Source organism: Pseudomonadota bacterium, assembly GCA_030860485.1.
Classification (GTDB): domain Bacteria; phylum Pseudomonadota; class Gammaproteobacteria; order JACCXJ01; family JACCXJ01; genus JACCXJ01.
Map to the genome: position 1 here is coordinate 1 of JALZID010000220.1, position 12,737 is coordinate 12,737.

General features: G+C 62.9%; 13 protein-coding genes and 2 pseudogenes. 2 read left to right on the forward strand and 13 right to left on the reverse strand.

Annotated elements, in window-relative coordinates:
• Positions 1-162 precede the first annotated feature (162 nt).
• The 7 genes and pseudogenes from M3461_13165 to M3461_13195 all read right to left on the reverse strand — a co-directional run bounded on the left by M3461_13165 (position 163) and on the right by M3461_13195 (position 5,416).
• Entirely contained in the window at positions 163-405 is a 243-nt protein-coding gene (locus M3461_13165; protein ID MDQ3775224.1) for a hypothetical protein, read from the reverse strand.
• Entirely contained in the window at positions 402-914 is a 513-nt protein-coding gene (locus tag M3461_13170) for an N-acetyltransferase (protein ID MDQ3775225.1), read from the reverse strand. Before M3461_13170 ends, M3461_13165 begins: the two co-directional genes overlap by 4 nt.
• Before the next feature lie 111 nt (positions 915-1,025).
• Positions 1,026-1,493: a GNAT family N-acetyltransferase gene (locus tag M3461_13175; protein ID MDQ3775226.1), complete on the reverse strand. Its 468-nt coding sequence runs from the start codon at positions 1,491-1,493 to the stop codon at positions 1,026-1,028.
• Between the two features lie 228 nt (positions 1,494-1,721).
• Positions 1,722-2,471 (reverse strand): methyltransferase domain-containing protein, encoded by a 750-nt coding sequence (locus M3461_13180; protein MDQ3775227.1) that lies wholly within the window; start codon positions 2,469-2,471, stop codon positions 1,722-1,724.
• 91 nt (positions 2,472-2,562) lie between these two features.
• On the reverse strand, positions 2,563-3,366 hold the full coding sequence (locus tag M3461_13185; protein MDQ3775228.1) for a transposase: 804 nt from the start codon (positions 3,364-3,366) through the stop codon (positions 2,563-2,565).
• 137 nt (positions 3,367-3,503) lie between these two features.
• Positions 3,504-3,761: pseudogene (locus M3461_13190) on the reverse strand (transposase zinc-binding domain-containing protein).
• Positions 3,762-4,654: 893 nt separating this feature from the next.
• On the reverse strand, positions 4,655-5,416 hold the full coding sequence (locus M3461_13195; GenBank protein ID MDQ3775229.1) for a class I SAM-dependent methyltransferase: 762 nt from the start codon (positions 5,414-5,416) through the stop codon (positions 4,655-4,657).
• A gap of 559 nt (positions 5,417-5,975) precedes the next feature.
• Between M3461_13195 and M3461_13200 the strand changes: the two are divergent.
• A pseudogene (locus M3461_13200) lies at positions 5,976-6,966 on the forward strand (integron integrase).
• Positions 6,967-7,104: 138 nt separating this feature from the next.
• Here the strand turns inward: M3461_13200 and moaC are convergent.
• A complete protein-coding gene (gene moaC / locus M3461_13205; protein MDQ3775230.1) occupies positions 7,105-7,584 on the reverse strand; it encodes a cyclic pyranopterin monophosphate synthase MoaC in 480 nt (159 codons plus the stop codon).
• 14 nt (positions 7,585-7,598) lie between these two features.
• On the opposite strand from moaC, the gene M3461_13210 reads away from it, so the two are divergent.
• Complete coding sequence (locus tag M3461_13210) at positions 7,599-7,862, forward strand: MoaD/ThiS family protein (GenBank protein ID MDQ3775231.1); 264 nt, start codon at positions 7,599-7,601, stop codon at positions 7,860-7,862.
• On the opposite strand, the gene ccmI is transcribed toward M3461_13210, so the two are convergent.
• From ccmI to ccmE, 5 genes are read right to left on the reverse strand one after another with little or no spacing between them, the layout of a single operon-like run.
• Complete coding sequence (ccmI, locus tag M3461_13215) at positions 7,837-9,159, reverse strand: c-type cytochrome biogenesis protein CcmI (GenBank protein MDQ3775232.1); 1,323 nt, start codon at positions 9,157-9,159, stop codon at positions 7,837-7,839. The two genes, M3461_13210 and ccmI, sit on opposite strands and share 26 nt — an antisense overlap.
• On the reverse strand, positions 9,156-9,644 hold the full coding sequence (locus M3461_13220) for a cytochrome c-type biogenesis protein CcmH (GenBank protein MDQ3775233.1): 489 nt from the start codon (positions 9,642-9,644) through the stop codon (positions 9,156-9,158). The genes ccmI and M3461_13220 overlap by 4 nt, the downstream gene beginning before the upstream one ends.
• A gap of 2 nt (positions 9,645-9,646) precedes the next feature.
• On the reverse strand, positions 9,647-10,174 hold the full coding sequence (locus M3461_13225) for a DsbE family thiol:disulfide interchange protein (GenBank protein ID MDQ3775234.1): 528 nt from the start codon (positions 10,172-10,174) through the stop codon (positions 9,647-9,649).
• Positions 10,175-10,181: 7 nt separating this feature from the next.
• A complete protein-coding gene (locus tag M3461_13230) occupies positions 10,182-12,155 on the reverse strand; it encodes a heme lyase CcmF/NrfE family subunit (GenBank protein ID MDQ3775235.1) in 1,974 nt (657 codons plus the stop codon).
• The gene (gene ccmE / locus M3461_13235) at positions 12,152-12,604 is read right to left on the reverse strand and encodes a cytochrome c maturation protein CcmE (GenBank protein ID MDQ3775236.1); all 453 of its coding nucleotides are present in this window, start codon (positions 12,602-12,604) and stop codon (positions 12,152-12,154) included. The genes M3461_13230 and ccmE overlap by 4 nt, the downstream gene beginning before the upstream one ends.
• Positions 12,605-12,737 lie beyond the last annotated feature (133 nt).

Here is a 12,737-nt window from a genome sequence, read left to right on the forward strand (position 1 = left end):
CAAAGGGGTGACACGTGCGGTGCATTCGTGTGAAACTCTCATTGGGGCAGCCCTCCGGATCTAGGTTTGATTTACCAACTTCCTATTATCCCAGAGGTCTCCTGCCCCATCACCCACCTAGCCCCCCCGACAAAATTGTCATATTCGACGACAGACCCTCGCCTAACTCATTGATTCTAAGGTCAGAGGGGGATCTACTCCCAACTCCTTCATCAGCGAGTGCTCGTCAAAACCGAAGGTGCCCGTCTCGGTGGCGAGGTCCACGTCGAAGCCCGCCTTGGTCAGCGCCGCGAACGGGTGGAGCGCCTCGGTGAAGAACAGGCCGGTGCGCTTCCCATCTGCGTAGAAGACGCCGTTGTAGCTGGTGATCGCAATAAGGGCCTTGCGGGGGATGGAAGTTGTCATGATGCCTCCTTTTGGTGATGATGGTTTGGATTCGTGAGAGCCTGTCCTGCCATTTTGGACTGGTCGAACACAAAAACCATAAATGCATTATCTGGTACTTGCCATTCGCTGCTTATGCCATGACGACTTGCCGGTTTAAAACCGAATCGCGGGTAATACTCGGGGTGCCCCAACACTATTATGAAAGGGCATCCGTCGACCCGTAGTTTGCTGATACCATACTTGATCAATTGAGTGCCAACGCCTTGCCGCTGGTGCCCTGGTAGCACTGCCATAGGTCCTAACCCCATGCCCAACACTTTCTCTCGGTCAGTTTCCACCGTCACTGGACTGAACAAGGCATGACCGACAATCTGTTCATCCGCTACTGCCACTAGCGACAGAAAATCACCGCAGTTCCTGCGCAAGGTGTCCACAAGATTGGCTTCCTGCGGTTGACCAAAAGCCTGCTCGTTTACCTTTCGGATTGCTACTTTGTCTTCTGGTCGTTCCTCTCGGATATGGACCATTCACTTCATTCACTCAAGACGCCGAACGCTGGATATCAGTCACGCGCTTTAGCGCGTCGGCGGCATGTCCTTGTTCGGCTTTCTTGGTATTGAGGTGTCGGTGATCGAGGCTCATAGCGCGATCGCCTTCAGGTCGTGGCGCATGATCGGGCGAGCCGGTGCGCGGCGAACGACCGTCTTGAATCCGGCGCGCGCGAAGGTTGAGGCATAGCCGCTGCCCGAAGCACTCGGCGACACGTCCGCATCAAATGGATAGGCTTCGAGCGCGGGCGCGTTTGCGCGCTTTGCCGCTTTCAACGCCGCTGCGATCAGCGCGGACGTGACGCCTCGCCTGCGATAGCCCTTGCGCACATAGAAGCAGGAGAGCGACCAGACTGGCACATCATCCACGCGCTTAAGCCGCCACGTGCGATCGAGCCACGGCAAGGCATCGCGCGGCGTAAGCTGGCACCAGCCCACGGCCACGTCGCCGTCGAAGGCGAGCAAGCCCGGGGGCGGACCGTGCTTCACGACCTCTCGGAACGCCGCCTTGTTTTCCTCGCGCGGCCTCTTGCGATAGGCGCTGCCGATCCGCTCCATACATGCACCAGCAGCCGTTGCAGGCGCCGTTGTTGCCGAAAAAGTCCTCAAGCGCCGGCCACAGATCGGGTGTGAGCGGGCGGATAGTGAGCTTCATGTCTGATTACTGGCCACCATGCATCTCAATTCACGATCGTTTGTAGCCGAACGAAACAATCTCACCAGCGCGCGGCTTTTTGGCGCCGTCCGAGTTGAGCACCGGGTTAGCTTGCTATTAATCTACCGTGGTTATTCTTTATGCGCCACCATTCGCAATCGTCTGTAGTCGGCAAACCAATACCCGTCTACGAATAGTATGCATCGTGTCTTATCCTCCACCTTTCGTATCACCTGCTCTTTTTTATCATCCCGGACATTGCTCATCACATCCTGGTCAAACATCGCTATCCAGTTCCGCAAGCCCTGTTCTCCTGCTTCGAGCTTTGTTGGCCTGTCAAAAAGGACTGCACTTCTTACCAGGAGGCCATGCCGCTCGAGCAAGCCCGAGTATTCCGAGACGCTAGGGTAGTAACGGCCATGCTCGACCTTGACTTGTAACACCTCCCAGATGGCTTCCCGAACGGCCCTCGTGATCGCGGCAATGTTGCCTTTACCTCCCAATTCAATGACAAACCTACCGCCTTGCTTGAGGGACCGCGCCATACAAACCACAGCTCGTTCCGCTTCAGTTACCCAGTGAAGCGCGGCATTTGAGAAAACGGCATCGAAAGGCTCTGTAAACGAGAAATCGGCTGCGTCGGCCACAACAAAATCAATATCGGGAGACGCTGCACGTGCGGCCTCAATCATTTCCGGCGAGTTATCAATGCCCACAACCTTGGCTCCGGCTTCGGCAATGAGCTTGGTGAGATGACCCGTGCCACACCCAACATCCAAGATGCGCTCCCCGCGCTGAGGGTTAAGCAGTGCAAGCACCTCTTCTCCATACTTGAATACGAAAGAGTGTTTTTGATCATATAGCGATGAGTTCCATTTCATATCTTTCGTTTCGCACTCCGCTATGTCCCGCGAGCAAGCTCGGAGCGGGGAGGCGCAAGCCTCATAAAAGCCGGGCTCCTGCCCGTTCGGTTCAGGCCGCCCATCGCAAGAGCGGTGGGCCGGTGGCCCGCGGGAGAGGGGGGAGTGCTCTGATAGGGCGCAGCCGTCCTAGGCCACAGTGCGGGCAGCGGTTGGCATCGGTCCCGAGCACGCGCGAGAGGAAGGCCTCGACGGTTTCGGGTTCGGCAGGCGCCGGAGTAGGTGCATCGAGGGCGGTCCGGCAGGCGGCCAGGTGTTCGGTACGATGGCGATTGGCGAGGAGGCCATAGTGTCGGATCCGCATGAAGCCCTTGGGGAGCACGTGGAGCAGAAACCGACGGATGAATTCCTCGACCGGGAGGCACATCACCTTGGTCTTGTTCCCGTGCTGGTAGCGGAAGCGAACCTCGCCGTTCTCGCAATCCAGGAGGCGCTCGTTGCCGATGGCGATCCGGTGGGTATAGCGCCCGAGGTAAGCGAGCACCTGCTCGGGACCGCCGAAGGGGGGCTTGGCGTAGACCACCCAGTCCTTGGCCCGGAGCTTGGCGAGGAACGTCCCGAAGGCCGAGGGCTCCCCGAGCGGTATGGTCTGCCCGGCGAACTCGAGCTTTTGTGCCTCGAACGCCTGTTGGAGCGCTTCGAGGTATTTCGCCCGGAACACCACGGAGAGCGCCCGCACCGGGAAGAGGAACCCGCGCTTGGCGGGGATCCACCGTTCATCGGGGGCGAGCGCACCGCCGCTGACCACACAGTGCACATGCAGGTGCTGAGCGAGATTCTGGCCCCACGTGTGGAGCACCATCGTGATCCCGATCTCGCCCCCGAGCCACTTGGGATCCCGACCGAAGGATTGCAAGGTGTCCGAGGCCGCCTGAACAGGAGGTGGTAGATCACCTTTGGATTTCCCTGGGCGAGCGTGTTGATCTCATGGGGCAGGGTGAAGACCAGATGGAAATAGGGCACCGGCAGGAGCTCGGCCGTGCGTGCCTCGACCCAGCGCTCCTTGGCCAGCGTCTGGCATTTCGGGCAGTGGCGGTTGCGGCAGGAGTGGTAACGCGCCACTTCTGCGTCGCAGTGATCACACACTTCCAGATGGCCACCGAGGGCCGCCGTACGGCAGTCCTCGATGGCCTGCATCACGCGGCGCTGTGGCGCGCAGACCCGATGCGTACGGCGATAGGCCTCGCCGTGTTCGCGGAAGATGTGCGCGAGCTCCAGCCGCTCCTTGCCCTGATCGACGCGGATCGTCATGCGGTGACTGTCGATGTCCGTGACCTTGAGACGTGCGACCTCGCTGACCCGAAGCCCGGCGCTGTGCCATCAAGAGCGCCCGATGCTCGAGGTTCATCGTGACCTCGAAGAGCCGCTCGATCTCCTCGCGACTCAAGATCTCCTGGCAGCCGCTGAGGCGCTTTGGGACGCGGGAGGCAAAACTCCGTCTCACGTTGCCCGAGGGTGATGCGATAGAAAAACCGCAGGCCGTTCATCCTGTACCTCATAAAATCCGGGCTCCTGCCCGTTCGGTTGGTGACGAGGTTACAGGTGCTGTGCGAGAGCCCCTGCTCCTGCAGGAGATGCAGGAGGTAGCTTTGCACCTCCCCAACCGCGATCTTATCGGGGCTCCGCCGATAAAACTTCGTCAACCCCCGGACCGCCTCGATGTACGACTGCCGGGTACGGACCGCCATCCGACGCAGGACCATATCGTTTTCCATCTGTTGCCGTAATGCCGTCATGGTGATCACCTTCAAGCTCGAAGAATCGATCGGCACGACCAAGCGCACCGCCCAGGCATCAGGCGATGCCCTTGCGGCAGACAGATAGGAGAAAAAGCGAAGACCGGAAGACTGGAGAGGGGTACAGCAGCTCGCTACGCGTGAGGAGAATCACCCTACCGCGTAAGCGGTTTAGTTCAACGCTGAAATTCACCCGCCCGCGCGGACTGCATCCGACTTGCGCCGCGGGACGAAGGATGATGAGAGACATGCTATCGCGGGTCGGGTGGAATGACTCGTTGGGTGTCCGTTTGACGTGACCACGCAGCATAATTTATTTGCATGGACGGAGCGATGCAACCGCTCATGTTGGCTTATTATTTTGAATAGGTCGGATATTGAGAATGGCGGTTTATGATTTGAACCTATTTACTTTTTAAGAAGGAGGACTAGATGTTCGTGAGAAAAGAAATAACCATGTTCGTCTTTAAACCGACTTTCCAATACAGAAAGCAATCTATCTTTCCATTGATCATAATCTAAACGAAACGCCCAAGAAATACTGTGAGCGATATCTTCAGGAGCTTTTGTTTTTCGACAGCTGGTCACCGTGCTTATCACTGGATCACCAAACGATTGAAGTATTCGCATCATCTCTTCGAACCTCCCGTCCTCTTTCTGAAAGGCCCTCTCTGGTATTAGTTCGTTACTGAGGCCTACGAGCGTGTCGTTTGCTCCTTTGAACGTGATAATCATTAAATAGCCTTGCTTGTTCGTACTCTTCCATGCGGTTTGTAAGAACGTTTCGTAAGCTTCAACTTGTTCGGGTATTGAATGAGATGACAAGACGAGTTCAAATTTATCTTCAACGGTGCATGGAAAACTTTCGTTGATTACAACCAACCCTTCTTTTTCAAGCAGTTCTGCTATTTCGTCATCCTGCTCGACGGCAACATAGTCTTTCACGGCATTCTTATAGACTAGCGCTGTCTCAGTCCAGCCGGCGCCAATGTCGAGCATGGATTGAATGTTATGACTGGATATAACATCCAACACCGTTTCTCTTAAGATGGTTTTTTGGTTGTAAGAATAGGTTTCAGAATACTTGTGATAATCAACCGTGGGCTTGTGTAGAACCACTGAAGAGGAAGAGGCTGTTCTCGCGCCCGAGCGATTCGTCAGGAACTGCAAGCTGGGAAGATCATCAACTCAATAATCTAAGGGGCGCGGCATAAAGTGCCGCGCCCCTCTCGAAACGGTTGATGGGCAAAACTTTCTCAACTACGGCTGACCCCAGTTTTACCCTAATTTCACAAAGTCCCGTGATGGGAGTCGTGCCCGCTGGTGTGCATCGTGCCCTCGATTGTACATCTGGCTGAGCATCTCAGTACACACTTCGCTGGATCAGTCGCTGTCACTGTTCCGGGATTCCAGACCCACCCTACCGGCATGTAAGAGCGGTTGGGCTCATCCTTGCACTCTTCCTCCGCCTGGAACGTCACTTTCAGACCATCTTCCACCTGCGTGATGCCGGGGGGAAGGGGCTGGAATGCACCAGATTGCTCGTCGTGCATGTGGGGCATATAAATGCCCAGATTGTACTCGAAGAGCTTGCGAAGCATCTCTTGGACCTCCGGAAGCCCGATTGCGCTCTGTGCGACCTGCAATTCTTTCGGCAACCCTCGGAGGGCGCGAGTTCGTGAAACATTGGCTACAGTCATGATTCTCTCCTTAGTCAAGGGGTTAGCCCATCCAAAAGCGGCTAGAGCAGCCGCAAGGTCAGCGGAAGCACTATAGCATAAGGACGGAGCAGGCGTATGTGGACTGGATCCGACGCTTTAGAGCCAGTCATTTATATAACCTGGCCTGGTGTTGCATCACAACAGACGACACCCCTGAGACATGGGGGCCCCGGAGGTCGAGGCATTCCTGACGCATCTCGCGATGGCGAAGCGGGTATCGGCCTCGACGCAGAACCAGGCCAAGAGTGCGGTCCTGTTCCTCCACAAGGGTGGTCCTCGGGGAGCCTCTGCCCTGGCTCGAAAGCATCGAGTCGGCAAAGCGACCGCAGTGCCTGCCGGCGGTCCTGACGCGCGACGAGGTCGAATCGATCCTCGCGCATCTCAGCGGCACGGTGGGATTCATGATCCGCCTGCTCTACGGGACCTGGATGCGGATCATGGAATGTGTGCGGCTTCGGGTGAAGGATGTCGATTTCGGAAGGGCGAGATCGTAGTCCGGCAGGGCAAGGGAGCGAAAGATCGCATGACGGTGCTGCCGCAGAGCCTCGCAGTCCCGCTGAGAGACACCTCGTCAGGGTCAAGAAGCTCCACGAGGCGGATCTGGAAGCCGGCTACGGCGAGGTCTATCTCCCCGATGCCCTCGCCCGCAAGTATCCAGGCGCGCCTCGGCAGTGGGCGTGGCAATATGTGTTTCCGGCGCGCACGCACTCGGTAGACCCACGTTCCGGGGTGGTGCGGCGGCACCATGCGGACGAGAAGGCCCTGCAGCGTGCGATGCAGCAGGCCGTACGAAGCGCGGGCGTCGCCAAACTGGCCACGCCGCATACGCTTCGGCATTCATTCGCCACCCACCTGCTGCAATCCGGCTACGACATCAGGACGGTACAGGAACTCTTCGGCCACAAGGACGTGTCGACCACGATGATCTATCTACACGCATGTCCTGAACAAATGGGGGGCCGGGGGGTGGTGAGCCCGCTGGACGGCGTCGCGGGCTAGCCCGCATGCTTCACCACCGTCCTGGTGCCAACCCGTAACCCGCCTTCCGGAAGGCCGCGCATGCGATCGGCGCCGGAGGTTTGTATTGAGTGCCTTAGCTGGGACCGCGTAAACGGCGCGCCTCAGGCTCTAACTAACTCACGCCCCGCGCCGCCAGGTACCCGATCGCCCGCCGGACTTTTCCATAAGCCGCACGCCCGTGATCGTCATTCCCCGGTCGACCGATTTGCACATGTCGTAGATCGTGAGGAGGGCGATCTGGACGGCGGCGAGCGCCTCCATCTCGACGCCGGTCTTGCCCTCGGTCTCGACCCGGCAGCGGCAGTGGACGGCGCCCTCGTCGGGGATCGGCACGAGATCGACCTCGGCGTGCGTCAGGCTCAAGGGGTGGCAGAGCGGCACCAAATCCGCGGTCTTCTTGGCGCCCATGATCCCGGCGATGCGCGCGATGCCGAGGACATCCCCTTTCCGGTGCGCGCCCGCCTCGATCAGGCGCAAGGTCTCGCCCTCCATCAGGATCCGCCCTTCCGCGACCGCCACACGCCGGGTCACCGGTTTCGCTCCGATGTCCACCATGTGGGCCTCGCCCCGGGGGTTGAAATGGGACAGCTTGCTCATGTACGGTCACGCGCATGTCCGTCGAAGTCAGATACCTCGCGAGCCTCCGGGAGCGCTTCGGGCGCGGTGAGGAGTCGGTCGAGGTCGCCCCGGGGGGGACCGTTGCGAGCCTGTGGTCGCAGGTGAGCGGGGGTGTGCCGCTGCCGCCCCAGGTGCTCTTGGCCGTGAATCACGAGTACGCGAGCCCCGATACGCCGGTCCGCGACGGCGATGAGGTGGCCTTCCTGCCCCCGATCACGGGGGGCGCGCCGCTCACGGGACCACCCGATCGATCGTGACGAGAGCGGTCGGTTGCTTGCCGAGCGCCACGATCCCTTCCGCCAGTCCTTCGAGGTCCCCGGTCTGCGGCATGGGGTTTCCGGAACGCGACACGCGGGCCCCGACCAGGACCTCCGAAAAGCGCGACATGCGCATCTCCGGGGCCATCGCCTGGCTGTCGTCGAGCACGATCGTCACGGGCAGGTCCTTGGCCGGACGCCGTGCGACGGCCAGCGGCATGCGCGGGCCCTTGGGGGCGCGCGCGAACACGAACACGGTGTCCGAGGGCGACACCCGCTCCCGTAGCGCCCCATTTAATTCCACCCGGACCTCGACCCGCGCCTCGGTGCGCGTCTCCGGCGCTGCTGGCGACTGAGGCGATTGGGCCGGTGGGGACGGGTCCGGCGGGGATTGGCCCGACGGGGATTGGGCTATGGACCGGCCTTCTGCCGCCACCGCCTCCCCCCCCGTCGCCGGCCCGGCGTGCGCTTCGCCAAGCATGGCCAGGTGGGCCTGGACCATCTTCTCCCCCTCGCTGCCGGGTTCGAGCTGTGCGCGCAGGCGCTCCAGATAGGCGCGGGCTTGGGGCCGCTCCTCACGCTCCAGGCTGGCCGCGGCCGCGAGCCAGAGCGTCATCGGGTGGTCCGGGTCCTTGGCGAGCGCGCGCTCCAGGAGCCGCCAAGGCCCGCCGTCGAAGCGTCCGCCCTGTGCCTGGGCCATGGCCTTGGCATAGTCGGCGAGGAGATCCGGTTCATCCCCCAGGAGCACCTGGGCCCGGCTGAGCGCCTCCATGGCCTTGCCGGCCTCGCCGAGCGCCAGATAGGCGCGCCCCAGCGCCATCCAGGCCTCGGCGTCACCGGGGGCGGCGGTGACCTCGGCCTCATAGCGCTGGGCGATGGCACGGAGGTGCTCGGACTGGGCCTCGGCGGCCCGCTCGTTCGCGAGGATGAGCCCCACCTCCTCGCGTGCACCGATGCGCTCGTAGAGCAAGAGGGACACGAGGGGCAGGCCGAGCCCGATCACCGCGGCCGTGATCCAGTGCCGCTCTCTGCGCCGCGGGCCCGTGGAAGGCACGGCGGCCGCCGTGTCGCGCGCAAATGCCGCTTGGAGCTCGCGTTCGGCCTTTTCCGAATCGGCCTCGGTCAGCGCCCCGCGCGCTACGTCTTGCCTCAGCTCGCGCAGCCGCTCGCGGTAAACGGCGATCTCGGATTCCTCCGCGCCCGGGTCTTTCGGATCGCGCGGGAAAAGCAGCGGTCTCAGGACGATGAGCAACGCGGCACCCACCATCGCCCCCGCCCCGAGCCAGAACGCCGTCATCGATCGCTCGGGGTCCCAGTCGCGCCGTTCTGTGGCCCGCTTTGCAAGAGCGCCAGGATGCGCGCCCGTTCCTCCGCAGCCACTTCCGGTGGCGGCGTCGCCCCCCGCCGGCGGAGCGCGATGAACCCTACGAGGCCCGCGAGCAGGAAGAGGCCGATCGGTCCGAGCCACAGGGCTGCCGTCCTGGGATCGAGCGGCGGCCGGTAGAGCACGAAGTCCCCGTAACGCCGCACCAGGAACTCGACGATCTCTCGATCTTCCTTTCCGGCCTTGATCATCTCGTGGACCTCGCGCCGCAGGTCCCCGGCGAGCTCGGCATGGGAGTCCGCGAGCGACTGGTTCTGACACACCAGGCAGCGCAGCTCTTTGGTGATGGCCTGAAAACGCGCCTCCGAGGCGGCGTCCTCGAAACGGAACACCGCCGGATCCGCCGCAAGCGCGGGCCCGAAGACCATGAAAAGGACGAGCAGGGCGAGCACCGGCATGGTTACGGGCGCCCCGGGCCCTTCAGCAGGGGGAACAACTCGTCTTCGACCAGCGCCCAGGTGAGCGGTCCGACGTGCTTGTAACGGATGATGCCCTCCGCATCCACGAGGAAACTCTCCGGCACGCCATAGACGCCCCAGTCGATGGCCGCGCGCCCGTCCCCGTCCACGATGATCGACTCGTAGGGGTCCCCGAGGCGGGACAGCCAGTCGAGGGCGTCGTCGCGCTCGTCTTTGTAATTGAGTCCGAGCACCCGCACGCGCCGTGCTTCGGCGAGCCGCAGCAAGACCTCGTGCTCGTCGCGGCAGGCGACGCACCAGCTTGCCCAGACATTGACCAGGGTCGGGGTGCCGACCAGATCGGCCTGGCTCGAGCGGGTCTCGGGCGTGTGCAGTTGCGGCAGATCGAAGGCCGGCACGGGCTTGCCGACAAGCGGCGAGGGGACGAGCCTGGGATCGCGCGACAGCCCGCCGAAGAGAAAATACAGGATGACCCCGAAGACGAGGAGGGGAAGGCCATAGCGAAGCATCGTGACCTTAAACGGCCGCCACGCCTTCGGGCAACACGTCCGGGGCGCGGCGTGGCGCGAGCCGGTAGCGCCGATCGCTCGCGGCCAGCACCCCTCCCAACACCATCATGAGGCCGCCGAGCCAGATGAGGCGCACTCCGGGCTTGTACTGGATGCGCAGGCTGAAGCCGTCGTCTCGGATGGGCTCGCCCAGGGCCACGAATAGATCGCGGAAGAGACCCGGGTCGATCGCGGCCTCGGTCATGGCCTCGGTCTGCACGCGATAGACGCGTTTTTGCGGCCTCAAGACCGCGATGGTCTCCTCGTCGCGGGATACCGTGACCTTGGCCTCGATGGCCTGGTAGTTCGGGCCCAGGACATCGCGCAGGCCGTCGAGGCGGAACCGGTAGCCGCCGGCCTCGGCTGACTCCCCGCGCTTGAGGGGCACGTCGCGCTCGACCCCGTAGAGCGAGGTCAAGGTCACCCCGGTGATCCCCGCGGCGAGGCCGAGATGGGCCAGGGTCATGCCGAGGAACCCGCGCGACAGGGCGCGCACCGCCCCGGCAAACCCGTGCTGATGGACCAGCCGCTCGCGCACGCCCTGGATCGCCGTCAGCACCACCCAGACGGCCACGAAGAGACCGGCCACGGCCTGGAGGAAGTGCTCCCCGCCGCGCCACCAGACGACCACACCCGCGAGCACCAGGGCCAGGAGCGGGGCCCACCCGATGCGGCGTGCGAGATCGCGCAGCTCCTGCCGTTTCCAGCGCATGATCGGGCCGATCCCGAGCACGAGCCCTAGGCCACCGAGGAGCGGCAGGACCACGGTGTTGAAGTACGGAGGGCCGACCGAGATCTTGCCGAGGTCCAGCGCGTCGAGGACCAGGGGATAGAGCGTCCCGAGCAGGACGCTCGCAGCGGCCACCATCAACACGATGTTGTTGAGCAACAGCGCCCCCTCGCGGGAGACGGGCTCGAACTGGCCGGTGTCGCGGATCCGGGGGGCGCGGATGGCGTAGAGCAAGAGCGAGCCGCCCACCGTGATCGCCAGGATCACCAGGATGAATACCCCGCGTTTCGGGTCCGTCGCGAAGGCATGCACCGAGGTCAAGACGCCCGAGCGTACCAGGAAGGTGCCGAGCAGGCTCAGCGAAAAGGCAGAGATCGCGAGCAGGCAGGTCCAGGCCTTGAAGGCGTCGCGCTTGTCGGTGACGGCGAGGGAGTGGATGAGCGCCGTGCCGACCAGCCACGGCATGAAGGAGGCGTTCTCGACCGGGTCCCAGAACCAGAACCCGCCCCAGCCGAGCTCATAGTACGCCCACCAGCTCCCGAGCGTGACTCCGAGGGTGAGGAACAGCCACGCGACCACCGTCCAGGGTCGCGACCAGCGCGCCCATGCGGCATCGAGATGGCCGCCGATGAGCGCCGCGAGCGCGAAGCTGAAGGCCACCGAGAACCCGACATAGCCCATGTAGAGCATGGGCGGGTGCACGATGAGTCCCGGGTCCTGGAGCAGGGGATTGAGATCGCGGCCCTCGGCGGGCGCCGGGAAATGGCGCGCGAAGGGGTTCGAGGTCAGGATCATGAAGAGCAGAAACGCCACGCTGATCCCGCCCATGACCCCGAGCACCCGCGAGCGGAAGGCCAGGGTCATGCCGGCGCTGAAGCGCCCCACCGCGACCATCCAGACGGTCAGGATCAGGCTCCAGAGGAGCAGCGAGCCCTCGTGCGCGCCCCATACCGCCGCGATCCGATAGGGCCAGGGCAGGGCGGTGTTGGAGTTGTTGGCGACATAGAGCACCGAGAAGTCGTGCGTGAGGAAGCTCGTGGCCAGGCATACGAAGGCCACGATCAGGAACAGGCATTGTCCGTAGGCCGCCGGCCTCGCCGTGGCCATCCAGCCGACGATCCCGCGCTGGGCGCCGGCGAGCGGCAGGATGCATTGAACGAGCGCGAGCCCGAGCGCCAGGATCAGGGCCAGGTGACCGATCTCGGGGATCATGGTGCGGAACCCTGTGTAATTCCGGTTGGGGATGCCTTTCCGAAGGGTAGCTTCTTGCCGGCGAGCGCGCCCGCGACCTCGGGCGGCATGTAGTTCTCGTCGTGCTTGGCGAGCACCTCGCTCGCGGCGAATACGCGGTCCTGGCCCATGCGTCCCTGGGCCACGATCCCCTGGCCCTCGCGGAACAGGTCTGGGAGGATGCCGCGGTAGAAGACCGGCACGGTCTGGGTTAGATCGGTGAGCGTGAAGCGCACCGTGAGCCCGTCCGCCTCGCGCGCGACGCTGCCGTCCACGACCAGCCCCCCGAGCCGGATGGCCGCGCCGTCCGGGACCTTTCCGGTGACGACCTCGGTCGGCGTATAGAAGAACAAGAGGTTCTCCTGGAACGCCGTGAGCGCGAAATAGGCCGCGACGGAGATCCCCACGACCACGCTGCCGACCGCCACCATACGTCGCTGGCGCGGGGTCACGGCGCGCCGCTCTCCCGGCGCGCTGTGTCTTTGGCGGCCGTCGCGATCCGCGAGCGGGCCGAGCGGCGCCGGAGGTCCTTCAACAAGCGCCGGTGCCAGAGGAGGGAGTGCG

Coding starts and splice junctions, on each gene's coding strand:
- ccmE (MDQ3775236.1), bottom strand. CDS start 12,604: ATGGTGGCGGTCGGCAGCGTGGTCGTGGGGATCTCCGTCGCGGCCTAT.
- M3461_13165 (MDQ3775224.1), bottom strand. CDS start 405: ATGACAACTTCCATCCCCCGCAAGGCCCTTATTGCGATCACCAGCTAC.
- M3461_13170 (MDQ3775225.1), bottom strand. CDS start 914: ATGGTCCATATCCGAGAGGAACGACCAGAAGACAAAGTAGCAATCCGA.
- M3461_13210 (MDQ3775231.1), top strand. CDS start 7,599: ATGTCCGTCGAAGTCAGATACCTCGCGAGCCTCCGGGAGCGCTTCGGG.
- M3461_13180 (MDQ3775227.1), bottom strand. CDS start 2,471: ATGAAATGGAACTCATCGCTATATGATCAAAAACACTCTTTCGTATTC.
- ccmI (MDQ3775232.1), bottom strand. CDS start 9,159: ATGACGGCGTTCTGGCTCGGGGCGGGGGCGATGGTGGGTGCCGCGTTG.
- M3461_13225 (MDQ3775234.1), bottom strand. CDS start 10,174: ATGCTTCGCTATGGCCTTCCCCTCCTCGTCTTCGGGGTCATCCTGTAT.
- moaC (MDQ3775230.1), bottom strand. CDS start 7,584: ATGAGCAAGCTGTCCCATTTCAACCCCCGGGGCGAGGCCCACATGGTG.
- M3461_13230 (MDQ3775235.1), bottom strand. CDS start 12,155: ATGATCCCCGAGATCGGTCACCTGGCCCTGATCCTGGCGCTCGGGCTC.
- M3461_13220 (MDQ3775233.1), bottom strand. CDS start 9,644: ATGCCGGTGCTCGCCCTGCTCGTCCTTTTCATGGTCTTCGGGCCCGCG.
- M3461_13175 (MDQ3775226.1), bottom strand. CDS start 1,493: ATGGAGCGGATCGGCAGCGCCTATCGCAAGAGGCCGCGCGAGGAAAAC.